The following is a 25570-nucleotide window of genomic DNA, read 5'->3' on the forward strand; positions in this document are numbered from 1 at the left end:
CGTCAACGCCGACGCCGTTGTAACGTTATTGAAAGGTAACGGTTCGATTCCACGGACCAACTTCACGGGTACATCGCCCCCTGCCTCAAGCAAATTCAATGAAGAAGAAGGACATTGAGATTCTCGATGTCATGTCGCTGCGCGGCCCGAATATGTGGACATATCGGCCAGTGCTCGAGGCATGGGTCGACATTGGTGAACTGGAGGATTTTCCTTCCAACACGATTCCCGGGTTTTACGAGCGCCTGTCGACATGGCTGCCAACGCTGATCGAGCACCGCTGCAGCCCCGGCGTGCGCGGCGGCTTCCTGATGCGTCTGAAGGAAGGCACCTGGCCCGGCCACATCCTGGAACACGTCACCCTGGAATTGCAGAACCTGGCCGGCATGCCCGGCGGGTTTGGCAAGGCGCGCGAGACCCCGGTGCGCGGCGTGTACAAGGTGATCGTCCGTGCTTGGCACGAAGACGTGACCCGCGCTGCCCTGTTCGCCGCCCGTGACCTGGTCATGGCGGCCATTGAAGACCGCCCGTTCGACGTGGACGCGGCCGTCGAAACGCTGCGCGACCTGGTGGACGAGCACTGCCTCGGCCCCAGCACCGCCTGCATCGTCGATGCCGCCGATGATCGCAATATCCCGTCCATCCGCCTGTCGGACGGCAACCTCGTGCAGCTCGGCTACGGCGCACGCCAGCGCCGCATCTGGACGGCCGAGACGGACCGCACCAGTGCCATTGCAGAATCGATCTCACGCGACAAGGACCTGACCAAGAGCCTGCTGCAATCGTGCGGCGTGCCCGTGCCGGAAGGCCGCATGGTCGACAGCGCCGAAGACGCCTGGGACGCCGCCGAGGACATCGGCGTGCCGGTGGTTGTCAAGCCGTACGACGGCAACCACGGCCGCGGCGTGTTCACGAACCTGATGACGCGCGAAGAGGTGGAAACCGCTTACGCCGTGGCCATCGAGGAAGGCAACGGCGTGATCGTCGAGCGCTTCGTCTCCGGTAACGAGCACCGCCTGCTGGTCGTGGGCGGTCGCGTGGCGGCGGCGGCGATGGGCGAAACCGCGTCGGTGATCGGCGATGGCACCTCGACTATCGAAGAACTGATCGAATCGCAGATCAACTCCGACCCGCGCCGTGGCAGCACCGAAGAACACCCGCTGAACTGCGTGCGCCTGGATTCCGCCGCACTCCTCGAACTCAAGCGCCAGGGCTATGCCGACGGCAGCGCCGTGCCGCCCGCAGGCCGCAGCGTGCTGATCCAGCGCAATGGCAACGTCGCCTTTGACGTGACCGATCGCGTGCACCCGAGCGTGGCCGCGCATGCGTCGCTGGCGGCGCGGGTGGTCGGGCTCGACATTGCCGGCGTGGACCTGGTGGCCGATGACATCTCGCGTCCGCTCGATGAGCAGCGTGGCGCCATCGTGGAAGTCAACGCCGGGCCGGGCCTGCTGATGCACATTCGGCCGGCGCAGGGCGAGCCCCGCCCTGTGGGCCGCGCGATTGTGGATCACCTGTTTTCCGACAAGGACGGCGCGCAGGACGACGGTCGCATTCCCATCGTTGGCATCACGGGTACCAACGGCAAGACCGTCGTCGCGAAGCTGGTTGCGCAGTTGCTGCAGCTCTCGGGCAAGCACACGGGCCTGGGCTGCAGCGATGGCCTGTTCCTGGACCGCCGCCAAGTCGAGACGAGCAACAACCGCGGCGGTCACGGCGACCGCGCTGCGTGGGACGCCTGCCACCGCATCCTGATGAATCGCGCGGTGGAAGCCGCTGTGTTCGAGAGCGACAGCGGCATGATCCTCTCGCAAGGATTGCCGTATGACCGTTGCCAGGTCGGCGTGGTCACCAACTTCGGCAAGCCCGATCACCTGGGCGACTTCTACGTCGAAGACGAAGACCGGATGTACAGCGTTCTGCGCACGCAGATTGACGTTGTGCTGAAGTCTGGCGTGGGCGTGCTCAATGCCGCCGATGCGCGCCTCGTTGAGATGGCCGACCTGTGCGATGGCGAAGTGATCTTCTTCGCGTTGTCGGGCGATCTGGAAGCCATTGCCGCGCATCGTGCCGCAGGCAAACGGGCCGTGTTCGTGCGTGACGGCAAGGTGGTGCTCGCCACCGGCGCGACCGAACTGGCACTGGCCGATGTGTCGGCCATTCCGCTGACCTACGCCGGCCGCGTCCCGTTCCAGCTTGAGAACGTGCTGGCCGCCGTGGCCACCGGCTGGGCGCTGGGCATTTCCAACGACCTGATGCGCGCCGGCATCGTCACCTTCGATGTGGGCCAGGTGGATGTGCCGGGCCGCTTCACGCTGTTCCAGCACCACGGCGCCACCATCGTGGTGGATGACGCGCACAACGCCTCGGCGCTGGAAGCTTTGGCCACTGCGCTGGACAACTTCCCGGCCGAGCGCCGCACGCTTGTATTTGGCGCCGGGTTGCAACGTCGCGACGAAGACCTGATTGCGCAAGGCACCGTCATCGGCCAGACGTTCGATCGCGTGCTGCTATGCGAAGACGCCAGCGTCAAGCGCACCGATGCCGAGTTCGATCGCCAAGCACGCGCGCTGCTCAAGCAAGGGTTGCAGGCAGGCGGTCGCGTGGCTGAAGTCGTCGTCGAAGGGGCCAAGCGCCGGGATGTCGTGGATGCGGCGCTCTCGCAGCTCACGGCAGGCGACCTGCTGGTCCTGCAATGCGACGAGTGCGCCATCGAGGGCACCGTCGAGCAGGTACACCAGTGGATGGGCCGCGCCGAATCCCAGAACTGACGATCGGGCCTGAATCCAACAGAACGCCCAAAGCACAACGGAAAGCTGATTGCATGGAAGTCTCTCGTATCCGGGCCTTGCGCGGCCCAAACCTCTGGTGCCGCCATACGGCCATCGAAGCCATCGTGGCCTGCTCGGATCAATCCCAACTGCTGGCCGAACTGCCGGGCTTTGAAGACCGCCTGCGCGCGCGCTTTCCGGCGATTGGCCCGTTGCGCCCGGATGACGAAGCCGATGCGCCATCGATTGCGCACGCGCTGGAAGCCGCGGCGCTGGGCCTGCAAGCTGCCGCCGGTTGCCCGGTGACGTTCAGCCACACCGAGCCCACGCTCGAACCTGGCACGTATCAGGTCGTCGTGGAATACAGCGAAGAGGAGGTGGGCCGACTGGCATTCGAGCTGGCCGGCCAACTTTGCCTGGCCGCACGCGACGACCAGCCGTTCGATCTGGACGACGCGCTGCACCGCCTGCGCGAGCTGGACGAAGACGTGCGCCTGGGCCCCAGCACCGGCTCCATCGTCTACGCCGCCGTGGCGCGCGGGATTCCGTACCGCCGTCTCACGCAGGGCTCGATGGTGCAATTTGGTTGGGGCAGCAAGCAGCGCCGTATCCAAGCCGCCGAAACCGACATGACCAGCGCCGTGGCCGAATCCATTGCGCAGGACAAGGATCTGACGAAGACCCTGTTGCACGCGGCCGGCGTGCCGGTACCGCTGGGCCGTTCGGTGCGCAGCGCCGAAGAGGCGTGGGAAGCCGCGCAGGAAATCCATGGCCCGGTCGTGGTCAAGCCGCGCGACGGCAACCAGGGCAAGGGCGTGGCCGTGCGCATTCGCACGCGCGAAGAAGTGATGACGGCCTATGAGGTCGCGGCCGACATTTCGTCGGACGTGATTGTCGAGCGCTACATCCCCGGCCACGATTTCCGCCTGCTCGTGGTGGGCAAGCACTTGGTGGCCGCCGCACGCCGCGATCCGCCACAAGTCATTGGCGACGGCAAGCACACCGTGCGTGAGCTGGTCGACGAAGTAAACCGCGACCCGCGACGCGGCGAAGGGCATGCCACGTCGCTCACGAAAATCCGCTTTGACGACATTGCGCTGGCCACGCTCGCCAAACAGGGCCTGAGCGCCGACGCCGTGCCGCCCAAGGGCACGCGCGTGGTGTTGCGCAATAACGCGAATCTCTCCACGGGCGGCACAGCCACCGACGTGACCGACGACGTGCACCCCGCCATCGCGGCGCGTGCCGTGGCGGCAGCGCAGATGGTCGGCCTCGACATCTGCGGCGTGGACGCCGTGTGCGAAACGATGCTCAAGCCGTTCGAGGACCAGGCCGGCGGCATCGTGGAAGTCAACGCCGCGCCGGGTTTGCGCATGCATTTGCAGCCCTCGTACGGCAAGGGCCGCGCGGTGGGCGAGGCCATCGTCTCGACGATGTTTGCCGATGGCGACGACGGCCGCATTCCCGTGGTGGCGGTATCCGGCACCAACGGCAAGACGACGACGGTGCGCCTGATCACGCATCTGCTTGCCACCAGCGGCCTGCGCATGGGCATGACGGGAACCGACGGCGTATACATCCAGGGTCAGCGCATCGACACCGGTGATTGCAGCGGCCCGCGCAGCGCGCGCAACGTGCTGCTGCATCCGGACGTAGACGCCGCTGTCTTCGAAACCGCGCGCGGTGGCCTGCTGCGCGAAGGTCTCGCGTTCGACCGCTGCGACGTGGCGGTAGTGACAAACGTGGGCGAAGGCGACCATCTGGGCCTCAACTACATCAGCACGGTGGAAGACCTGGCTGTGCTCAAGAGCGTGATCGTGCAGAACGTGGCGCCGCGCGGCATGGCGGTGCTCAACGCCGCCGACCCGATGGTCGCGCGCATGGCCGACGGCTGCCCTGGATCGGTCACGTTCTTCGCGCACGACGCCAGCCTTCCGACCATGGCCCTGCACCGCGCGCAGGGCAAGCGCGTGGTGTTTGTCGATGGCGCCGAGATTGTGGCTACCGAAGGTGGGAACGAAACGCGCATCGCACTGGCTGATATTCCGCTCACGCGCAACGGCACGATTGGCTTCCAGGTTGAAAACGCGATGTCGTCGATTGCCGCTGCATGGGCACTTGGCATCGACTGGACGATCATCCGCCGCGGCCTCGCCACCTTTGTGAACGACGCCGCCACCGCGCCCGGCCGCTTCAACGTATTCGACTACAAGGGCGCCACGCTCATCGCCGACTACGGCCACAATCCCGACGCCATCCAGGCGCTATGCAACGCCGTGGCCACCATGCCGGCCCAGCGCCGCTCGGTGGTGATCAGCGGGGCGGGCGATCGGCGCGACGAGGATATCCGCCGCCAGACGCAGATTCTGGGTGGCGTGTTTGACGACGTCGTGCTTTACGAAGACCAGTGCCAGCGCGGCCGTGCCGATGGTGAAGTGCTCGCGCTGCTGCGAGAAGGGCTGCAGGGTGCGTCGCGCACGAGCCGTGTTGATGAAATCCGTGGTGAATTCCTCGCGATTGATACGGCGCTGGGGCGGTTGCAGCCGGGTGATCTCTGCCTGATTTTGATTGATCAGGTGGAGGAGGCGTTGGGGCATATTGCGCGGCGCGTTGCGGAATGAGTTTTGGCCCCCTTTGATGGGGGTTCGCCGGGTTTTGTTTTTGTGGTGCATCCCTGTTTCGTACCCTGCCGGGCACGACCTACTTTTCTTTGTCTTGCCAAAGAAAAGTAGGCAAAAGAAAGGCGCGCCCGAGATGGCGAAAGACTCCTTGAATTTGCGTAACCGGGCGGAGGTGGGGAAAACTCGCTTCGCTCAGACAGTTCCCCACCTTTTTTCCGCCCGCTTACGAAAATTCAAGGCGCCATCAAGGGCTCAACGTCAAAAGAGAAAGGCCAACCCATCGCGCGGTTGGCCTTTGTCGTTTGGGCTTGTGCCCAGATGGTTCGGCTTTTGTCCTTTGACTTTCCTGCCCTAGATGGCGCCTTGAATTTCTGTTGCAGGGAGGAAAAAGAGGGGAGGCTGTCTGAGCGCAGCGAGTTTGCCTCCCCTCCCTCCCTGCGACATAAATTCAAGGGGAAGTCGCCATCTCGGGCGCGCATTTCTTTGCTTACTTTCTTTGGGCAAGACCAAAGAAAGTGAGTCAGCCCCGGCAGGGGATGAAACAAGGGATGCACCAACAACAAAAGAACAAGGCAGAAACCCCCGCCCACCCCCTCCAACACCATTGCCCTATGATGACGTCTCCCCCTGAGTCCCTGCGCCATCATGCCCAACCCCATCACACTCGCCCCAGTAGAACTCGCAAAGTCCTACCGCCTCCTGAACCACGGCCCGACCACGCTGGTCACCAGCGCCCACAACGGCGTGCGTAACGTCATGGCAGCGGCTTGGGCGATGCCACTCGACTTCGACCCGCCCAAGGTGCTCGTGGTGGTCGACAGCCGCACGCTCACACGCGAGCTGATCGAAGCCTCGGGCGTGTTTGCGCTCAACATCCCCACCCGCGCCATCGCCGAGACCACGCTCGCGGTGGGCACGCTGTCGGGCCGCGACGGCGACAAGTTCGATGCGCTCGGCCTTGCCACCATACCCGCCCGCACGATCGATGTGCCGCTGTTGGCTGGCTGCGCAGGGTGGCTGGAATGCCGCGTCATTCCCGAGCCGCACAATGAGAAGCGCTATGACCTGTTCATCGCAGAAGTGACAGCCGCCTGGGCGGACCCTGCGCTGTTCAGCAACGGCCGCTGGCACTTTACCGATGCGAGCAGCAAGACCGTGCACTACCTCGCAGGCGGTGCATTCTTTGAGACCGGCGATGCGTTCACCGTGGAGGCCAAACAGCCATGAGCGACATCGCCATCCGCCCGTTGACCGACGACGATGCCGAACCCTTCAAGGTGCTCCGCCTGAAGGCCATTCAAGACGCGCCCACTGCCATCTGGCCGACGCACGATGAAGAGTCGGGGCGCACGCTGGAAGAAACCCGCAACCGCATCCGTACGACTGACCATCAGATCGTGTTTGGGGCGTTTGCAGAGGCTGAACTGATTGGCATTGCCGGGTTGCGGCGTGAAGCGCTTGCGCAAGTCGCGCACAAAGCCGTGCTGTGGGGCGTATTTGTTGACCCCGCACATCGGCGGGCCGGTATTGCCGGCCGTCTGCTGAATGCCGCCATTGCGCATGCGCGTGCTGCACGGGTGCTGCAAATCCATCTCTGCGTGAACGCTGAAAACCCGCGTGCGCAAGCGCTGTATCGCAACGCGGGTTTCGAGACCTTCGGCATCGAGCGCCGCGCCATGCGTGTCAGTAATCGCTTCTACGACGAAGAACACATGGCGCTGCGGCTCGACGTCTGAACCGTCAGGCGCATGCCATCAGGTCAGCCACACCCTGGCTAGCTTCAGCACGGATGCTTGCCACATCCAGCCCGCACACCACGCCTTCGTCCACCACGACACGGCCGTCGATGATGCTGGTGCGCACGGCAATGGGCTCGCCGGCCACCACGGGCGCGAGCGCCGGGTCGTGGAAGCCGTAGAAGCGCGGGTGGTTGATGTCGTAGAGCACCAGATCGGCTGCTTGCCCGACCTGCAGCGTGCCGACTTCACTCAAGCCGAGCACGCGTGCGCCGCCTGCGGTGGCCCAGTGAATGACATCTTCAGCAGTGGTGGCACTGGCGCCTTGCGCGGCACGGTGGATCAGCCAGGCGGTGTTGACCTCGCCGGTCATGCTGCCCGATTCGTTGGACGCTACGCCATCCACGCCCAATGACACCGGCACGCCGGCCGCGGCCAGTTGCGGTACCGGCGCGATGCCGCTGCCCAGCCGGCTGTTGCTGACGGGGCAGTGCGCGATGCCGCTGCCCGTCTGGGCGAGCATGCGGATCTCTGACGGCTGCAAGTGCACGAGGTGCGCAAACCAGACGTCCGGGCCCAGCCACTCGTGCTCGGCCACGAACTCCACCGGCAGGCAGTTGTATTTCTCGCGGCAAAAGCGCACGTAGTTGTCGGTCTCTGACAGGTGCGTATGCATGCGCAGGTGCATGCCGCGCGCCGCATGTGCCAGCTCCACCAGCAATGCCGGCGGCAACGAGAACGTGGGTGTGGTCGGTGCTACCACCACGCGGCGCATCGCATCCGGTGCGTCGTCGTGATAGCGGTGTTTGAGCCGCTCGATGTCGGCCAGCATCTGGTCGAGCGTTTCAGGCCGCAGCGCCGTCTTCGAGAGGCCCGGGTGGCTGCTGGCCGATTCGATGGCGCCGCCGCGGCACAGCACGAAGCGCATGCCGAATTCATCTGCCACATCGAACAGCATGTCGCCCGATTCGGTGCCGCCGCCTGCGTGATAGAGGTAGTGGTGGTCGGCGCAGGTGGTGGCGCCCGACAGCAGCAGCTCCGCCATGCCCAGGCGCGCAGCCGTGCGCATCAGCTCGGGCGTGAACAGCGGCAGGCGCGGATAAGGCACGCTGGCGAGCCACCCTTGCAGGTCCTGGTTCATGCCTTCCGGCACGGCCTTGAGCAGGTTCTGGAACAGGTGATGGTGCGTGTTGATCCAGCCCGGGTAGACGATGCAGTCGCTGGCGTCGATGACGCGCTCGCCGGGGCGGGGCGTGAGGTCTGCGCCCATCTCGGCGATGCGGCCCCCGGCGATGCGGATATCGACCGCACCGGCGCGTGCGGCGTCACCGCGCAGGCCGGTCATGACGGCCATGGGGCGGCGGATGAGGATGTCTTGAGGCGTGTTGTGCATGGAAATGTCCATTGGAAAATCAGGCGCGGCCGGCCGTACGCACCACAGACGCGGGCACGTGCGCTTCTTCGGTGCCGTTGAGCAGCAGGTTCAACGCTACGGAGACCAGGCAGGCGATGACCACGCCGCTGTGCAGGAACGGTTGCGTCCAGTCGGGCAGGGCCTTGAACAGCGTGGGCGCCAGCACCGGCACCAGCGCGGCGGCAATCGTGAAGCCCACGATCAGGACGTTGTAGCGGTTGTGTTCATAGTCGACGCGCGCCAGGGTCTGGATGCCCGCAGCGGCCACCACGCCGAACATGGCAATGCCGGCGCCGCCCAATGCGGCCGATGGCGTGGCCGCAATCACGGCGCCGGCCTTGGGCACGAGCGCTACGAGACACATCAGCACGCCGCTCACAGCCACCACCCAGCGGCTGCGCACACCGGTCAGCACCACCAGCCCGACGTTCTCCATGAACGCAATGAACGGGAAGGCCGCGAACATGCCGGCAATGGCGCTGGCCAGGCCGTTGGCGCGCAGGCCGTTGATGGCTTCCTCTTCTTCGATGGGCTTTTCGACAATGTCGCCAATAGCCAGGAACAGTCCCATCGATTCGACCATCTGCACGATCATCACCACGATCATGGTGAGTGCGGGAACCACGGCAAACACGGGCACCCCGAAGTGGAACGGCACCGGCACCGTGACCCACGGCGCTTCAGCCACGCCGTGAAAGTTGCCCATGCCCATGGCGCAGCCGAGCAACGTGCCGACGATCATGCCCACCAGCACAGCAAGGTTGCGCAGCAGCGGGCTGCCGAAGCGGTTGATGAGCAGGATGGTGGCAACCACGACCACGGCAACCAGCAGGAACGACGGCGCACCGAAGTTGGCAGCGTTGCGTCCGCCGCCCACCCAGTCATACGCGACGGGAAAGAGCTGCAGGCCGATGACGGTCACGATGCAGCCCGTGACCACCGGTGGAAAAAATCGCCGCAGCCGCCCCACCAGCGGTGCGGCGAGCAGCGTAAACAGCCCGGCCGCAATGACCGCACCGCACACGCCCGCGAAACCTACGGCAGGGTTGGTGCCGATGGCAATCACCGGCCCCACGCTGCTGAATGCCACCCCCTGCAGGATCGGCAACCGCACCCCGAACTTCCAGAACCCGATGGTCTGCAACAGCGTGGCAATGCCCGAGCAGAACAACGTGGTGCTGATGAGGACAATGGTGTCCGCCTGCGACATCTTCAGTGCTGATGCAATGATCATCGGCACCGCAATGGCGCCGATGTACGACACCGCCATATGCTGCAAGCCCAACGTCAACATCTGTCGGGTCGACAGAATCTGGTCGACCGGGTGTACGGCTGTTGTCATGGTTGTCTCCTATCGTTGTCATGCCCGGGGCGTGCCAGGAGCCGCCCTCGGGTCAGGGGGGATGTCATGTCATGGCATGCTCACGCCGCCAGACACGCGTTGAAACCGTCCTGCAGGGCCGCACGATCGAGGTCGCGGCCGATGAAGACGATCTTGCTGCTGCGCGCTTCGCTGCCCCACGGCTGCGTTGCGCGAAAGTCGATGAGGCTGTGCACGCCCTGCAGCACGTAGCGCTGCGCCTGGCCCTTCACCGCCAGGATGCCCTTCATGCGGAACAGCGTTTCCGCCTGCTCGGTGCGCAGGGTGTCGATCCACGTGTGGAAGCGCACGAGATCCACGTCGGCCGGTACGTCAAAACCCACGGACGAGACGCTCGGATCGTGCTGGTGCTCGTGCTCATGTTCGTGCTCATGGTCATGCTCGTGAGCGTTGGCGTGAACATGTTCATGTTCGTGGTCATGTTCATGGTCGTGCGCGGCATGCTCGCCGTGCCCCGCGTCTGCACCGATCTCCAGCAGCTTCTGCGTGGCCTCGAACGCGCCGACACCGATGATCTTGTTCAGATCGACCTCGGCATAGCTGGAGGTGACGATGTCGGCCGTGGCGTTCAAGCCGCGGATGCGCCCGCGCAGCGCGTCGATATCGTCGCGGCCCACAAGGTCAACCTTGTTGATGACGATGCGGTCTGCGCAGACGATCTGGTCGACGGCCTGGTTGTCGACGCCGTCCAGGTGCAGGTCGCCCAGATGCGCGGCGATGTGCTTGGCGTCGACCATGGTGACGATGGCGTCAAGCTCGACATGTTCGGCAATCGGATCGTCGATGAAGAACGACTGCGCCACCGGATACGGATCGGCCAGGCCGCTGGTTTCCACCAGGATGTGGTCGAGCCGTTCGGGCCGTGCGACGAGCTGGCGCACGATGCGCACGAGGTCTTCGCGCACCTCGGCCGTGCAGCACACGCAGCCGTTGACCATCTCGTAGATCTCTTCGTTTTCCGAGGCCATGACGAGGCCGCCGTCAATGCCGACTTCACCGAACTCGTTTTCGATCACGGCGATCTTGCGGCCGTGGTTTTCGCGCAGGATGAAGTTCAGCAGCGTGGTTTTGCCGGCGCCAAGAAAGCCGGTGAGGATGGTGACCGGAATCTTGGTGTTCGGGCCGGGAAGCGTGGCGTGGGCCGTGGCTTGGGGTTTCATGTTGTCTCCTTGTCGAGCGTGGGTGGGGTACGGACTAAGGCAGGTAAGGCTTCTTCGCCCCAGCGCAGGGCGGTGCCGGCATCGAGCCCGAACAGGTCGAGCACGCGGCCGAGGGTGTGGTCGATCATGTCGTCCAACGTATTGGGGCGCGCGTAGAAGGCCGGTACGGGCGGCGCGACGATGGCGCCCATCTCCGTGACGGCCTGCATGTTGCGCAGGTGTGCGAGCGTGAATGGCGTCTCGCGCGCCATCAGAACGAGCGGCCGGCGCTCCTTGAGCGTGACGTCCGCTGCGCGGGTGAGCAGCGTCGACGAGACGCCGGTGGCGATCTCCGCGAGCGTCTTCATCGAACAGGGGGCGACGATCATGCCCAACGCCCGGAACGATCCGCTTGAAATGCCGGCGGCCATGTCGTCGGCGCGGTGCGTATGCGTGGCGCGGGCCATCACGTCGGCGAGCTTGAACGGCGTTTCGTGCGTCATCGTCAACACTGCGGAGCGCGTGACGACCAGGTGTGTTTCCACATCGAGCGCGCGCAGCAGTTCGAGCAGCCGCACGCCGTAGATGAAGCCCGACGCGCCGCTGATACCGACCACCATGCGTGGTGGCGCGGGCGGGCGGAGATGGCGCCCACTCATGACTGCACGCCTGCCTGGCGCAGGATATCGGTCGCCCGCGCCACGGCCTGCGGATCGATGCGCGCGCGGATGCCCTCGAAGCCGGCACCGCGCGTGGCATCGATGCCCATGCGCGAAGTCGTGCCGTGCACTGAAGAAGAGGGATCGAGCGGGCTGCCGGGCAGGCCGTCGACCATGAAGACATCCTGGTGCGGCTGGAAGTGGGTCGCCATGGCCCACAGCACCTGTTCGTCCTGCTGCAGGTCGATATCCGAATCCACTGCAATCACAGTCTTGAGGTATGGGTCCCAGCCGAGCAGTGCGAGCATGACCTGACGCGCTTCACCGTCGCGCGTCGGGTTGAGCGCCACGTAGCAATGGAAGTGCGTGCCCGAGTTCGGATAGTGCAGCGCCGTCACCGATGGGAAGCGCGCCTTGAGCTTCTCGCTCATCTCGGCCTCGCGCGGCAGGCGGGCCAGCGTCAGATGCTCGGCGTACGGGCCGCCCACCACGTCGACCAGCCAAGCATCGCGCCGGCGCATCAGGGCATCGATGCGCAGCACATTGTTGGTGGAGCGGTCGGACGAATAGCCGGTGAATTCACCGAACGGGCCTTCCTCGGCATAGGCGGCGGGGTCGATGGTGCCTTCGAGCACGAACTCCGCTGCCGCCGGCACGCCGATGCCGTAGCGCGGCGTGCGGACAATATCGAGCGGCGCGCCGAGCAGGCCACCCGCCACGGCGCGTTCGTCGGCGCCAAAGGGCAGGCGGGCGGCGGCGGCCAGCATGAACAGCGGATGCGCGCCCACCACCATCGCCACGCGCAGCACGTCGCCGCGTTCGCGCGCGGTCTGCAGCATGCGCCACAGGTGGCCGCGCGAGTGCAGGCTCGTCGCCAGTGCGTTGCGTGCGTGGCGCATCGAACGGTGATAGCTCATGTTGGACACGCCCGTCACCGGGTCCTCGGCCACGATGATGGCGTTGGTGATGTAGGGCGCGCGGTCGCTCTCGAAGTGCTTGATCATCGGCAGCAGCGCAACGTCGACCGCGTCGCCTTCGATCACCTCTTCGGTGATGGGGCCGTGCGAGACGACACGCGGTGCGATGGGCGCATTGGCGCGTGCCTGGAACGCGTCGTGCAATTGGGTGGGCGGCACGTCGAACAGCCGTGCCAGCCGTGCGCGCGAGGCGAAGACATTGGTGACCAGGGGCACCTGCAGCCCGCTGACCTGCTCGCAGATCAGCATCGGATTGCGGCTGCATGCGGCAAGCCGGTCGATGACGGCCGTGACATCCTGGTCGGCGCTCACGCCTTTGCGCAGGGTCAGCACGTCGTCGGGGTACAGCTCGCGATAGAGATTGGCGAAGACGTGGAAATCCTGGTCTTCGCCAAGACGGGTCATGCTCATTGGCACACCTCGCTAAAGGCGGGCGCCGCATGCCACAGAGGCGCGGCGCCCGCGGGATCGGCGCTCAGGCCGCTTCTGCTGTCTGGACGTAGGTCGACTTCAGGCGCAGTTCCGCCTCGGCCAGGTCCTTGGGCGGCTTGGTGGGCTCGATGCCGACCAGTCGCGCAATGTTGTTGCCCAGATAGTCTTCGAGGTGGTCCTCATCGATGCCCAGCCCCTGCGGCGGCGCCGAGCACAGCACCTCCAGCTCGCGCAGCCACATGCCGGGCTCGTTGGGCGGCGAATCGGTCCCGAAGACGATCTTGTCGCGCGGCAACTGCTTCGCAAATTCGACGATGCGCGACTGGAAGCACCAGCCCGATTCGCAGTACACGTTGGGCGTGTCCATCGCCATCCAGAACGCTTCGAACGAGTAGTTGCCGCCGGTCTGGATACCGAAGTGGCCGATGATGAAGTTCACCATCGGGAACTCGCGGATGATCGGGTAGAACATCGTCGGGATCGTGTACGGGCCGTCGCCGGTGTGGATCAGCACCACGATGTTGTACTTGGCGCAGACCTTCATGGCCGGGCGCAGCCAGTCGAGCGCGCGGTCGGGGCGGTAGCCGTGCATGTTGGCGTGCAGCTTGACCATCTTGAAGCCGTATTCCTTGATGTGGAATTCCAGCTCCGCCGCGCCGTTCTCCGGGCCCCAGCGCGGGTTGTACGTGAAGTTGCCGATGAAGCGGTCGGGGTACTTCTGCGTTAGTTCGGCGATGTACGCCATGTAGTCGCGGATGCCTTCACGGCCACGGCGGTTGCCATCGCGGTAGCCGGTGTTGCCCGGCGGCGGCTGGATGAAGCCCATGTCGATGCGGCGGGGCTTGCCGTTGATCATGTACGGGCCGTCCATCAGCTGGATCATGCGTTCGCCGTTGAACGGCGTGCCGGTGTGGCGCCAGGCCTCGTCGACGAGGTTGGTCGGGTGCAGATGGGTATCGATAATCATGTGTTGCGCTCCGTGCGGTCTGCGGTGGCTCAGGCGGCAGCCAGCGCGAGCTGCGCTTCGGCTTCAGCCACGGTCTTGGGCGGACGGGTCGGCTCCAGGCCGATCATGCGGGCGATGTTGTTGCCCAGGTAATCCTCGAGCGTGTCTTCATCGAGGTTCAGGCCCTGCGGCGGGTCCATGCACAAGACTTCCAGCAGGCGCAGCCACATGCCGGGCTCGTTGGGCGGGGTGTCCGTGCCGAACAGGATCTTGTGCTTGGGCAGCACCTTGGCAAATTCGACGATGCGCGACTGCAGGCACCAGCCCGATTCGCAATACACGTTGGGCAGCTCCATCGCCCACTGCATCGGCTCGAACACGTAGACGCCGCCGGTCTGCACGCCGAAGTGCGCCATGATGAAATCGACGTTCGGGAAGCGCTTGATCATCGGAATCCATTCCGACGGAATGCTGTAGGGGCCGTCGCCCGTATGCAGCTTGACGGGCACGCCCAGCTCGGCACATTTTTCGAACGCGGGCATCACCCAGTCCAGCGCGCGGTCTGGGCGGTACGCGTGCATGTTGGCCTGCATCTGGACCATCTTGAAACCGTGTTCCTTGACGTAGCGCTCGATGGCCTCCACGCCGTTCTGCACGCCGCAGCGCGGGTTGTAGACGAAGCAGCCGAGGAAGCGGTCGGGGTACGTCTGCACCATCTTGAGCGTGTACGCCATGTAGGCGTCGATGGATTCGCGGCCCGAAAGCTCGCCGTCCGTCCACGTGTAGATGGTGTTGCCCTGCGGCGGCTGGATGAAGGCCTTGTCGATACGGCGCGGCTTGCCGTTGATCATGTAAGGGCCGTCCATCATTTCGAGCAGGCGCTCGCCGGTAAAGGGGTCGCCGTCGTGCCACCACGCGAGGTCCACCAGGTCGGTGGGGTAGCAGCTGATGTCGATGATCATCGTTGGATCTCCTGATGACTGGGAGGAAGCGCGTGATGGCTTCCCGGTGAGGGCAGGCACGTCCTGCAGCGCGGCGCTCTTTGCTAGGCGTGTGCCTTCCCCTCGCCGGATCGCGTGATGCCGGATGCGTGCTGCTTGGGGCGCAGTATCGGAGTCAGGGCCGGGGGCCGGCCAATACTATTTGGCGGCGGTCTTGATACGTTGCCGATATCGGCAAGCGGCCGGAGGGAGAAGCGGCCTCAGCCGCCCAGCGTGTCGCGTGCGAGTTGTTGCACCGCGCTCACCACGGCCTGCGCACGCTGCCCCTGCCCGCGCTGCCAGACGGCATACAGGTTGTAGTGCGCGGGGATGGCGACGTCCGTCAGCGGGACGAGGCGCTGATGCTGCAGCGCATCGGCTGCGAGCAGCCCGCGGACGAGCGCCACGCCAATGCCGGCCTCAGCTGCGGCGACCATGTTGGCGGCGTTGTCGAAGGCCGCCACCACGGCGGGTTCCAGCGGCTCCAGGCCGGCGGCGTCAAGCCATGGAATCCACGAGCGCCGCGTGTAGCCCAGCAACGGCAGCGCCATCGCGGCCGATGGGGCCAGCGGCGCCTGCACGCCATGGCGTTCCAGCAGTGCCGGCGCTGCCACCGCGGTGACGTGGTCGCCACAGATCAGGGCCATCTCGCAGTCATCCCATTCGCCATAGCCGTAGCGCAGCGAGACATCTACGCGCTCGAACGACGGCCGCTCGCCGCGCGTGGTCGACAGGAACATCACCTGGTAGCCGGGCAGCGCCGCCAGCAACTGCGGCAGGCGCGCATTGAGCCAGCCCTGCGCCAGCTCGCTGTCGACATCGACGATGAGCGTTTGCGGCACGTGCCGGTTGCGCACCGAAGACAGCGCCCGGTCCACCTGCCCGAAGCCGTCGGTCAGCATGCTCGCGAAGAGCTGACCCGCATCGGTCAGCACGATGCCGCCCGCCTCACGCACGAACAGCGGCTGGCCGATGAACTCCTCCAGCGAGCGGATCTGCTGGCTGATCGCGCTGTGTGTCAGGTCCAGTTGCTGCGCGGCCTTGGTAAAGCTGCCGGTGCGCGCGGCCTGCAGGAAGGCATGCATCGACTGGATCGACGGATAACGCTTGTACATGGCGGCGGCAGGTGAGCTGTTAGTTCGACTTACACGGGCTGGCAGAAATCGTCGCTGGCGGGGTGCCCGTGCGCGGCTTCATATTGCTGCCAGGCGCGGCCGCATGAGACGGCCCGATTCTGGAGGAGACAATGATGACCGAGATTATGGTCAATGGCGCGCCCCATGCGCTGGATGACGCCGATGCAGACATGCCCCTGCTGTGGGTGCTGCGCGATCGGCTCAAACTGACGGGCACCAAGTTTGGCTGCGGCGGCGGCTTTTGCGGGGCCTGCACCGTCCATCTGGATGGTGCGCCGATCCGCGCGTGCATTACGCCAGCATCGGCAGCGGCGGGGCACGGCGTCACCACCATCGAAGGGCTGTCGAAAGACGGCACGCACCCGCTGCAACGCGCCTGGGTGGCTGAAGACGTGCCGCAATGCGGCTACTGCCAGTCGGGGCAGATCATGTCGGCAGCTGCGTTGTTGGCGGCAGGCACGCCCGTCAACGACGAAGCCATCACGAATGCCATGGCGGGCAACATCTGCCGCTGCGGCACCTACGGGCGCATCCGCCAGGCCATCAAGCGCGCCGCCGACGAGCGAGGCAAGGCATGAGCGCGCCGCGTGATTTGCATGCACCGTCGCGCCGCCGTTTCCTGCAGCAAGGCGCGCTGCTGACGGCGGGCCTGGCAGTCGGCTTCCGCATGCCCGATGCGCTGGCTGCCGGCAAGGATGTGGCTGCGGGTGAGTTCGAGCCCAATGCCTGGGTGCGGGTGCTGGCCGACAACACCGTGAAGATCGTCGTCCACAAGCACGATTCCGGCACCGGCACGCAGACGGCCCTTGCCGCCTGCGTGGCAGAAGAGCTGGATGTGGACCCGATGCGTATTGCCGTCGTCACGCCAGAAGACCCGTTCTTTCTTGAATACATCCACCCGATCTGGAAGGTGTATTCCACCGGCGGCAGCACCAGTGTGTCGCTCGAATATGCGCGCCTGCGGCAAGCCGGCGCCACGGCGCGCGCAATGCTCGTGAGTGCAGCGGCGCAACGCTGGGGTGTGCCCGCCGCCAACTGCGGCACGGCCGGCGGCACCGTCATCTGCAGTGACGGCCGCAAGGCCACCTACGGCGAATTGGCCGATGCTGCGGGCCGCCTGCCTGCGCCTGCCAACGTGACGCTGAAGAACCCGGCGGATTTCAAATACATCGGCAAGCTGCGCCACAAGCGCGATGCGCTGGCCAAGGCCACAGGCCGGTTCCAATACGGCATCGACGTGTCGTTGCCAGGCATGCTGGTGGCAGTGGTGCAGCGTGCGCCCATGCCCGGCGCGCGTGTGCGCCGCATCGACAGCGCCGAGGCGCTGAAGGTGCGCGGCGTGCGCCAGGTCATCACCATCCCGATGCGGCCCGATGTGCTGGGCGGCAATCAGGAGGGCGTGGCCGTGCTGGCCGACGACTACTGGGCGGCCAACAAGGGCCGCTCCGCCCTCAAGGTCGAGTGGGACGACAGCGCCTTCGCCGATTTCGACAGCGGCCATGTCGCGCAGCACCAGGCCGCCTGGCTCGCCAGTGGCAAGGCGCGCGTTGTGCACACCGTGCAGACCGGCAACACGGACGTGGCGATGTCCCACGGCGCCAAGCGCATCGATGCGGCGTATCGCATGCCGTACAAGCAGCAGAATCCGCTGGAACCCGTCAACATCACCGCGTGGTTCAAAGGTGGCGCCATTCAATACTGGGGCGGCATCCAGGTGCCATCCACCGCGATGGAAGCTGCCGAGGTGATCTGCGGCGTGCCGCGCGACAAGGTGGTGCTGCACGAGATGGTGTCGGGCGGCAGCTTTGGTGCGCGCGAGAGCAAATACTGGCTGTTCGAGGCGAGCTATCTTGCAAAGAAGACCGGCGTGCCGATCAAGCTGATGAACAGCCGCGAAGACGAGATGCGCGCGCTGTACGGCCACCCCGCCACGTATCACCGCCTCGAAGGCGCGCTTGATGCGCAGGGCCGGCTCGATGCGCTGCGCATCCGCGCGGTGTCGCCCGCATCGCCGGAACAGTGGGAGCCGGGCTACTTCGACCGCCCCGACCGCATGGATTACAGCACCACCGAGGCCATCTCGAAGTGGGATTTTCCGTACCGGGCCAACCATATGGATATCGGCTGGGTCCGGCACGAGACCGGTATCCCGACTGGCTGGTACCGGGCGGTCAGCTTTATCCCCAACGTGTTCGCCACCGAGAGCTTCATGGACGAGCTGGCCGTGGCGGCCAAGCGCGACGCAGTCGACTTTCGCGTCGCACACATGGCCGAGCGGCCGCGGCATGTGCACGTGCTGCGCACCGCCGCGCAACGCGCCGGGTGGGGCAAGGCGGCGCATGGGCACACCCTGGGCGTGGCGACACACCAAGCGTATGACAGCTACATCGCAGTCGTGGCGCAAGTCGCCCGCAAGGACGGCCGCGTTGTGATTGAAAAGCTCACCTGCGTGGCGGACGTCGGCCTGGCCGTCTCGCGCACGGGCGTGGAAGAGCAGCTTTACGGCGGCTTGATGTGGGGCCTCGGCCATGCGCTGTTCGATCGCATCGACATTCAGGGCGGGGCCGTGCAGCAAAGCAACTTCCACGACTATCCCGTCATGCGCATGTCTGACATGCCGGCCATCGATATCGTCATCATCGACGGCAATCGCGACAAGCCTGGCGGCGTGGGCGAGCTGGCGAACCCACCGGTGGCGCCGGCCATTGCCAACGCCATCTTCCGGCTGACCGGCAAGCGCCAGCGCGAGACGCCGTTCAACTTCGACCTGAAGGCGTAGCGCATACCGTGGACATCCGCCTGCTGCGCTATTTCTCGGTGCTGGCCGACGAGCTGCACTTCGGGCGTGCGGCGGCGCGCCTGTTTATGTCGCAGCCGCCGCTGAGCCAGCAGATCCGGCTGCTGGAAGACGAGATCGGCACGCCGCTGTTTGTGCGCAGCCACCACCGCGTAGAACTGACGGCGGCCGGCCGCACGCTCAAAGAGCAAGCGCCACTCGTGTTTGCACAGCTCAACCGCGCGCTGGACCTCACCCGGCAGGCGGGCCGTGGCCAGGTGGGCGAGCTGGAAATCGGCATGATCAGCTCGGTGATGGTGGGGCTGCTGCCCGAAGCGCTGCGCCAGTTTCGCGAGCGCTACCCCGGCGTTGAATGGCGGCTGCAAGAGATGACGCCCGCCGCGCAGGTGGCCGCGCTCAAGGAGCGCCGCATCGACGCGTGCATCTTCCGGCTGGGCCACGAAGACCCCGCCGTGCGCAGCGAGTTGCTGCAGCACGAGCCGATCGTGATGGCGTTGCCCGCCACGCACCGCCTGGCTGGCCACGCCAGCCTCGCGCTCGGCGATTTTGCCGGCGAGCCGTTCGTTGCATTCGAGTCCAAGCGCTCGCGCTTTGCCGATCACCTGCTGCATCTATGCATCCAGGCCGGCTTTGCGCCGCTCGTGCGCCAGCAGGTGACCGAGGTGCAGACGCTGCTGGCGCTGGTGAGCGCGGGCTTTGGCGTGGCACTGCTGCCGGGCTCCACTGCCAACCTGGCGCCGCCGGGTGTGGTCTTCCGGCCGCTGGAGCCCGCGCTGCCAGCCGTGCCGCTGTACGTGCACTATCGCGTGGACGATCACTCGCCGGTGCTGAAGGCCTTTCTGGAGACGCTGCGCGCAGTCAGCGGCACGAGCGAAGGCGCCGCCGCTGCGCAGCCTCAGTCTGCGCCGGCCAGCCGATAGTCCGTTGGGCGCATGCCTGTCCATTTGCGGAAGGCGCGGTGGAAGGCGCTCGGCTCTGCAAATCCCACAGCGATGGCAATGTCGGCGATCGTGCGGCGCGTGTCCTGCAACTGGCCGATGGCAATGTCGCGCCGCAAGTCGTCTTTGATGGACTGATACGTGTGGCCTTCCAGCTTCAGGCGTCGGCGCATCGTCGCTTCGGCCACGTTCAGTTTAAGTGCCATCGCGTCAGACGCGGGCCAACTCGCAACCGGCAGGTTGCGCAGCATTTTGCGCACGCGCGCCGCAAATGAATCCGGGTTGCGGTACTTGACGATGAAGTTGCCCGGCGCATCGCGCAGGAAGGTCTTGATGGACGCTGCCGTCTGGATGACGGGCAGCTCCAGGAAAGCCGGCGAAAGATCGACGAACGACGCATCGTGCTTGAACGCCATGTCGTCGCAGAACATCAGGCGATATTCCTGCGCGTCTGGCGGCGCCGCACAACGGAAGCGCGCGGCAATAAACGGAATGCGCCGCCCCACGAGCCAGCACACCAGGCCGTAGACCATGATGAGCCACGTGGCGTAGGTGAACATGGGAGGCACCCGCGTGCCCTTGCGGTGCACAAAGACGAGACGCACGCGGTCCGGGCCCTCTTCGACTTGCACATGCAGGTCGTCCAGCACCAGCCGCAGAAAACCGACGGCCCGCGCCAGCGCCTGTCGGCCGGTGCGCGCAGTGAGCGCGGCCTGCGTCATCGCCACGAAACTGCCCCAGCGCATGGGGTGCGCATCCTGCCCGAAGAACTCATCGTCCATGGCCTGCGCAATGCCGGCCCACAGCGCACCGTACTGTGCGGACGACACGCGGCTGCGCGGCTGCGCCAGCATCTGCGGCGTGATGCCCGCTGCGGCCATGATGCGCTGCATGTCCACGCCATGCGCGCGCGCACGTGTCACGGCCTCGTTGACGAGGCTGACAGAGACGGTTCCCTTTTCGTTGTTTTTCATCGGTATGGCAAATCCGCTCACGCAAGTTGATCGTGACGGGCATCGAAGCCGCCCAGCCGCGTGCCTACACTTTTACCCATCGAACCCGAGCGCCGCAGGCTGCACAGTGTAAGGCGCCTGCACAGGCAGCGTCACGCGGCGCCGGTCAGCAACCAAGCAAGAGCCAAGCGATGGACGACTTCTATACCGAAGAGCAGCGGATGATCCACGACGCTGCGCGCGACTTTGCCACCGAACGCCTCGCGCCCAATGCCGCGCAGTGGGACCGCGATGCTGCATTGCCAGATGACGTGGTGCGCGAGATGGGCGAGTTGGGCCTGCTGGGCATGATCGTGCCGGCGGAGTGGGGCGGTTCGTACACCGATTACGTAGCCTATGCGCTTGCGTTGGAAGAGGTGGCCGCCGGGTGCGCTGCCAGCGCGACGATGATGAGCGTGCACAACTCGGTCGGCTGCGGCCCCATCCTGAAGTTCGGCACCGAGGCGCAGAAGGCGCGTTACCTGCCGGATCTGGCCACCGGCCGCGCGATCGGCGCGTTCTGCCTGACCGAGCCGCACGCCGGCTCCGAAGCCAACAACCTGCGCACCCGCGCCGTGCTGCGCGATGGCAACTGGGTGCTCAACGGCAACAAGCAGTTCGTGACCAACGGCGCGCGGGCGGACATCGCCATCGTGTTTGCCGTGACCGACCCGGAAGCCGGCAAGCGCGGCATTTCGGCCTTCATCGTGCCGACCGACACGCCAGGCTTCCATGTGGGGCGGCCCGAACACAAGCTCGGCATTCGCGCGTCGGACACCTGCCCGATCACGCTCGAAGACTGCGCGGTGCCTGAGGAAAACCTCCTGGGTGAACGCGGCGAGGGCCTGAAGATCGCGCTGTCGAACCTGGAAGGCGGGCGCATCGGTATTGCCGCGCAAGCGGTGGGCATAGCGCGCGCCGCGTTCGATGCCGCGCGCCACTACGCCAATGAGCGCATCCAGTTCGGCAAGGCGCTGCGCGAGCACCAGACCATCGCCAACATGCTGGCCGACATGGCCACGCGCTTGAATGCCGCGCGCTTGCTCGTTCACCATGCGGCGCGGCTGCGCAGCGCAGACAAACCATGCCTGTCGGAGGCCTCGCAGGCCAAGCTCTATGCGTCGGAACTGGCCGAGGAGATTTGCTCCAACGCCATCCAGATCCACGGCGGCTACGGCTACCTGGCCGACTACGCCGTCGAACGTCACTACCGCGACGCGCGCATTACCCAGATCTACGAAGGCACCAGCGAAGTCCAGCGGATGGTGATCGCGCGGCACGTCTAGCACGCACCGAGCACATCGACCGCATACGAAAGAGCGCAGACGCGCCGACCAGGAGACGACGATGAACCAAGCGGTATCTGCAGCACAGGGTTTTGTGGAAGCGCGCGATTTTCTGCTGCGCCATCGCACCGACTACGACCGCGCGTATCGCGAGTTTGCGTGGCCGACGCTGGACACGTTCAACTGGGCGCTCGATTACTTCGATGTGATGGCGCGCGGCAACGACAACCCGGCGCTGTGGATCGTCGATGACGCGCAGGGCGAAGGGTTGAAGCTTTCGTTTGCGCAGATGTCGGAGCGCTCGTCGCGCATGGCGAATTTTCTGCGCGGGCTGGGCATCGTGCGTGGTGACCGTCTGCTGCTGATGCTGCCGAACCGCGTTGAACTGTGGGACGTGATGCTCGCGGCGATGAAGCTCGGTGCGGTGGTGCTGCCGGCCACGACGCAGCTATCGCCGGATGACGTGCGCGACCGCGTTGAACTGGGCGGCGCGAACTGCGTGGTCGTCGACGCGGCGGAGTTGCACAAGTTCGACAGTGTGGATGCGAGCGTCAAGCGCATCGCCGTGGGTGCGCAGCGCGATGGCTGGGTCGACCTGGCAGAAGCCTACGATGCGCCCGCGCAGTTCGTGCCCGACGGGCCGACCAAGGCGACCGACCCGCTGCTGCTGTATTTCACCTCGGGCACCACGTCCAAGCCGAAGCTCGTCGAACACACGCACCAGAGCTATCCGGTCGGCCACCTGTCGACCATGTACTGGATCGGCCTGCAGCCTGGCGATATCCACTGGAACATCAGCTCACCCGGCTGGGCGAAACACGCGTGGAGCTGCTTCTTCGCGCCGTGGAATGCGCAGGCCTGCGTGTTCGTCTACAACTACGCGCGCTTCGTGCCGAAGGACACGCTGGACGTGCTGGTGCGCTTTAACGTGACCACGCTGTGCGCGCCGCCCACCGTGTGGCGCATGCTGGTGCAGGAGCCGCTGGCGTCGTACGCCGTCAAGCTGCGCGAGATCGTCGGTGCGGGCGAGCCGCTGAACCCCGAGATCATCGAGCGCGTGCGCAGCGCCTGGGGTGTGACCATCCGCGACGGCTTTGGCCAGACCGAAACCACCTGCCAGATCGGCAACACGCCGGGGCAGCCGGTCGTGCCGGGTTCGGTTGGTCGCCCGCTGCCCGGCTACCGCGTGGAGCTGGTCGACCACGACGATCAGCCCGCCAGCGAAGGCGAAATCGTGCTGCCGCTCTCGCACCGCCCGCTCGGGTTGATGCAGGGCTACGCCAACAACGCCAAAGCCACGGGCGAGGCGATGCGCAACGGCTACTACCACACCTCCGACGTGGCGATGCGCCGCGACGACGGCTACTTCGTCTACGTGGGCCGCACCGATGATGTGTTCAAGTCATCGGACTACCGCCTGAGCCCGTTCGAGCTGGAAAGCGTGCTGATCGAGCACGAAGCCATTGCCGAGGCGGCCGTGGTGCCGAGTTCCGATCCACTGCGCCTCTCCGTGCCCAAGGCGTTCGTGACGGTGCGCCAGGGCTACGAAGCCGGTCCTGAACTCGCACGGGCCGTGTTCCTCTTCTCGCGCGAGAAGCTGGCGCCCTACAAGCGCATCCGCCGCCTGCAGTTCAGCGAACTGCCCAAGACCATTTCCGGAAAGATCCGGCGCGTGGAACTGCGCCGCCTCGAACTTGAACGTACGCCCCAGCCCGCCCGCATGCCAGGCGAGTACTGGGAAGAAGACTTCGCCTGATTCGCCCATCCCGCATTGAACCCGCTACCGATTCGCCAGGAGACCCCCATGAGCGCCGTTGCCTCTCTCGCTTCCGCCAAACCTGCCGCACAGCAGGACACCCCGCCCACCGTCAAGCTGCTGATTGGCGGCGAGTTTGTCGAATCGCAGTCCAAGGAATGGCGCGATATCGTCAACCCGGCCACACAGGAAGTGCTGGCGCGCGTGCCGTTTGCCACGGCGGACGAAGTGGATGCAGCCATCCGCTCCGCACATGCTGCGTTTGCCACGTGGAAAAACACGCCGGTCGGTGCGCGCATGCGCATCATGCTGAAGTTCCAGGCGCTGATTCGTGAGCACTCGCCGCGCATTGCCCGCACGCTCACGGCCGAGCAGGGCAAGACGCTGCCCGATGCGGAAGGCGACATATTCCGCGGGCTGGAGGTGGTGGAGCACGCGTGCTCGGTAGGCTCGCTGCAGCAGGGTGAGTTTCTGGAGAACGTGGCCGGCGCGGTCGATACGTACACGCTGCGCCAGCCGATTGGCGTGTGTGCCGGCATTACGCCGTTCAACTTCCCGGCGATGATTCCGCTGTGGATGTTTCCCATGGCGATCGTGTGCGGCAACACGTTCGTGCTCAAGCCGTCGGAGCAGGACCCGCTGTCGACCATGCAGCTGGTGGAGCTGGCGCTCGAAGCCGGCGTGCCGCCCGGCGTGCTGAACGTCGTGCATGGCGGCAAGGACGTGGTGGATGCGCTGTGCACGCACGAACACGTGAAGGCGATTTCGTTTGTTGGCTCGACCACGGTGGGCACGCATGTGTACCGCTTGGGCAGCGAGCACGGCAAGCGCGTGCAATCGATGATGGGCGCGAAGAACCACGCCGTGGTGTTGCCGGATGCCAACCGCGAGCAGGCCATCAACGCGCTCGTTGGCGCGGGCTTTGGCGCGGCTGGGCAGCGATGCATGGCGACGTCTGTAGTTGTGCTCGTTGGCGCGGCGCAGCAGTGGCTGCCGGACCTGGTGCAGAAAGCCAAGGCGCTCAAGGTGAACGCCGGTGTGGAGCCGGGCACCGACGTCGGCCCAGTCGTCTCACGCGCGGCCAAGCAGCGCATCCTCGGCCTGATCGAGTCGGGCGTGCAGCAGGGTGCCACGCTGGCGCTCGACGGCCGCAATGTGCGTGTGGCCGGTTACGAAGACGGCAACTTCATCGGCCCGACGATCTTCACCGACGTGAAGACCGACATGGACATCTACACCAACGAAATCTTCGGCCCCGTGCTGCTGGTGCTGACTGTCCCCACGCTGGACGACGCCATTGCGTTGGTCAACGCCAACCCGTTCGGCAACGGCGTGGGTCTGTTCACGCAGAGCGGCGCATCGGCACGCAAGTTCCAGAGCGAGATCGACGTCGGGCAGGTCGGTATCAACATTCCCATTCCGGTGCCCGTGCCGTACTTCAGCTTTACTGGCTCGCGCGGCTCCAAGCTCGGTGACCTGGGCCCGTACGGCAAGCAGGTCGTGCAGTTCTATACGCAAACGAAAACGGTAACGGCGCGCTGGTTTGATGACGCAGTCGACACCGGCGGCGTGAACACCACCATCAGCCTGCGCTGATCGCACCGGGAGC

General features: G+C 65.6%; 19 protein-coding genes. 10 read left to right on the forward strand and 9 right to left on the reverse strand.

Annotated features, from left to right (window positions below; translation table 11 throughout):
- Nucleotides 1–98: 98 nt before the first annotated feature.
- The 4 genes from cphA (ACEN9T_RS07525) to ACEN9T_RS07540 all read left to right on the forward strand — a co-directional run bounded on the left by cphA (ACEN9T_RS07525) (nt 99) and on the right by ACEN9T_RS07540 (nt 7128).
- Nucleotides 99–2771, forward strand: coding sequence for a cyanophycin synthetase (gene cphA / locus ACEN9T_RS07525; RefSeq protein ID WP_413705970.1), 2673 nt, complete (start codon nt 99–101; stop codon nt 2769–2771).
- A 53-nt stretch (nt 2772–2824) separates the two neighbouring features.
- Nucleotides 2825–5392, forward strand: a complete 2568-nt coding sequence (gene cphA, locus ACEN9T_RS07530) for a cyanophycin synthetase (RefSeq protein WP_413705971.1) — start codon at nt 2825–2827, stop codon at nt 5390–5392.
- A gap of 645 nt (nt 5393–6037) precedes the next feature.
- Nucleotides 6038–6619 (forward strand): flavin reductase family protein, encoded by a 582-nt coding sequence (locus ACEN9T_RS07535; protein WP_413705972.1) that lies wholly within the window; start codon nt 6038–6040, stop codon nt 6617–6619.
- Complete coding sequence (locus ACEN9T_RS07540) at nt 6616–7128, forward strand: N-acetyltransferase family protein (RefSeq protein WP_413705973.1); 513 nt, start codon at nt 6616–6618, stop codon at nt 7126–7128. The genes ACEN9T_RS07535 and ACEN9T_RS07540 overlap by 4 nt, the downstream gene beginning before the upstream one ends.
- Before the next feature lie 4 nt (nt 7129–7132).
- On the opposite strand, the gene ACEN9T_RS07545 is transcribed toward ACEN9T_RS07540, so the two are convergent.
- From ACEN9T_RS07545 to ACEN9T_RS07580, 8 genes are all read right to left on the reverse strand, one after another.
- Nucleotides 7133–8521, reverse strand: coding sequence for an amidohydrolase family protein (locus tag ACEN9T_RS07545; RefSeq protein ID WP_413705974.1), 1389 nt, complete (start codon nt 8519–8521; stop codon nt 7133–7135).
- A 19-nt stretch (nt 8522–8540) separates the two neighbouring features.
- Nucleotides 8541–9884, reverse strand: a complete 1344-nt coding sequence (locus ACEN9T_RS07550; protein ID WP_413705975.1) for a nucleobase:cation symporter-2 family protein — start codon at nt 9882–9884, stop codon at nt 8541–8543.
- An 80-nt stretch (nt 9885–9964) separates the two neighbouring features.
- Nucleotides 9965–11083 carry a CobW family GTP-binding protein gene (locus tag ACEN9T_RS07555; protein ID WP_413705976.1) on the reverse strand — a complete coding sequence of 373 codons (1119 nt, stop codon included), beginning with the start codon at nt 11081–11083 and terminating at the stop codon, nt 9965–9967.
- Nucleotides 11080–11721, reverse strand: coding sequence for a UbiX family flavin prenyltransferase (locus ACEN9T_RS07560; RefSeq protein WP_413705977.1), 642 nt, complete (start codon nt 11719–11721; stop codon nt 11080–11082). The genes ACEN9T_RS07555 and ACEN9T_RS07560 overlap by 4 nt, the downstream gene beginning before the upstream one ends.
- Nucleotides 11718–13109 carry a UbiD family decarboxylase gene (locus ACEN9T_RS07565; protein ID WP_413705978.1) on the reverse strand — a complete coding sequence of 464 codons (1392 nt, stop codon included), beginning with the start codon at nt 13107–13109 and terminating at the stop codon, nt 11718–11720. The genes ACEN9T_RS07560 and ACEN9T_RS07565 overlap by 4 nt, the downstream gene beginning before the upstream one ends.
- Before the next feature lie 64 nt (nt 13110–13173).
- Entirely contained in the window at nt 13174–14097 is a 924-nt protein-coding gene (locus ACEN9T_RS07570) for an amidohydrolase family protein (protein WP_027679411.1), read from the reverse strand.
- Nucleotides 14098–14126: 29 nt separating this feature from the next.
- Nucleotides 14127–15038 carry an amidohydrolase family protein gene (locus tag ACEN9T_RS07575; protein WP_027679410.1) on the reverse strand — a complete coding sequence of 304 codons (912 nt, stop codon included), beginning with the start codon at nt 15036–15038 and terminating at the stop codon, nt 14127–14129.
- Nucleotides 15039–15277: 239 nt separating this feature from the next.
- Nucleotides 15278–16171 carry a LysR family transcriptional regulator gene (locus tag ACEN9T_RS07580; protein WP_413705979.1) on the reverse strand — a complete coding sequence of 298 codons (894 nt, stop codon included), beginning with the start codon at nt 16169–16171 and terminating at the stop codon, nt 15278–15280.
- A 134-nt stretch (nt 16172–16305) separates the two neighbouring features.
- Between ACEN9T_RS07580 and ACEN9T_RS07585 the strand changes: the two genes are divergently transcribed.
- From ACEN9T_RS07585 to ACEN9T_RS07595, 3 genes are read left to right on the forward strand one after another with little or no spacing between them, the layout of a single operon-like run.
- Nucleotides 16306–16770, forward strand: coding sequence for a (2Fe-2S)-binding protein (locus ACEN9T_RS07585; protein ID WP_413706607.1), 465 nt, complete (start codon nt 16306–16308; stop codon nt 16768–16770).
- Entirely contained in the window at nt 16767–18971 is a 2205-nt protein-coding gene (locus ACEN9T_RS07590; RefSeq protein ID WP_413705980.1) for a molybdopterin cofactor-binding domain-containing protein, read from the forward strand. Before ACEN9T_RS07585 ends, ACEN9T_RS07590 begins: the two co-directional genes overlap by 4 nt.
- Before the next feature lie 8 nt (nt 18972–18979).
- Nucleotides 18980–19909 (forward strand): LysR family transcriptional regulator, encoded by a 930-nt coding sequence (locus ACEN9T_RS07595; protein ID WP_413705981.1) that lies wholly within the window; start codon nt 18980–18982, stop codon nt 19907–19909.
- Here ACEN9T_RS07595 and ACEN9T_RS07600 read toward each other — a convergent pair.
- Nucleotides 19885–20901 carry an AraC family transcriptional regulator gene (locus ACEN9T_RS07600; protein WP_413705982.1) on the reverse strand — a complete coding sequence of 339 codons (1017 nt, stop codon included), beginning with the start codon at nt 20899–20901 and terminating at the stop codon, nt 19885–19887. The two genes, ACEN9T_RS07595 and ACEN9T_RS07600, sit on opposite strands and share 25 nt — an antisense overlap.
- Before the next feature lie 170 nt (nt 20902–21071).
- On the opposite strand from ACEN9T_RS07600, the gene ACEN9T_RS07605 reads away from it, so the two are divergent.
- The 3 genes from ACEN9T_RS07605 to ACEN9T_RS07615 all read left to right on the forward strand — a co-directional run bounded on the left by ACEN9T_RS07605 (nt 21072) and on the right by ACEN9T_RS07615 (nt 25557).
- On the forward strand, nt 21072–22205 hold the full coding sequence (locus ACEN9T_RS07605; protein ID WP_413705983.1) for an acyl-CoA dehydrogenase: 1134 nt from the start codon (nt 21072–21074) through the stop codon (nt 22203–22205).
- Nucleotides 22206–22266: 61 nt separating this feature from the next.
- A complete protein-coding gene (locus tag ACEN9T_RS07610) occupies nt 22267–23961 on the forward strand; it encodes an AMP-binding protein (protein WP_413705984.1) in 1695 nt (564 codons plus the stop codon).
- A 48-nt stretch (nt 23962–24009) separates the two neighbouring features.
- A complete protein-coding gene (locus tag ACEN9T_RS07615; protein ID WP_413705985.1) occupies nt 24010–25557 on the forward strand; it encodes a CoA-acylating methylmalonate-semialdehyde dehydrogenase in 1548 nt (515 codons plus the stop codon).
- Nucleotides 25558–25570 lie beyond the last annotated feature (13 nt).

Source organism: Ralstonia sp. Ralssp110 (genome assembly GCF_047325135.1).
GTDB classification, from domain to species: domain Bacteria; phylum Pseudomonadota; class Gammaproteobacteria; order Burkholderiales; family Burkholderiaceae; genus Ralstonia; species Ralstonia mojiangensis.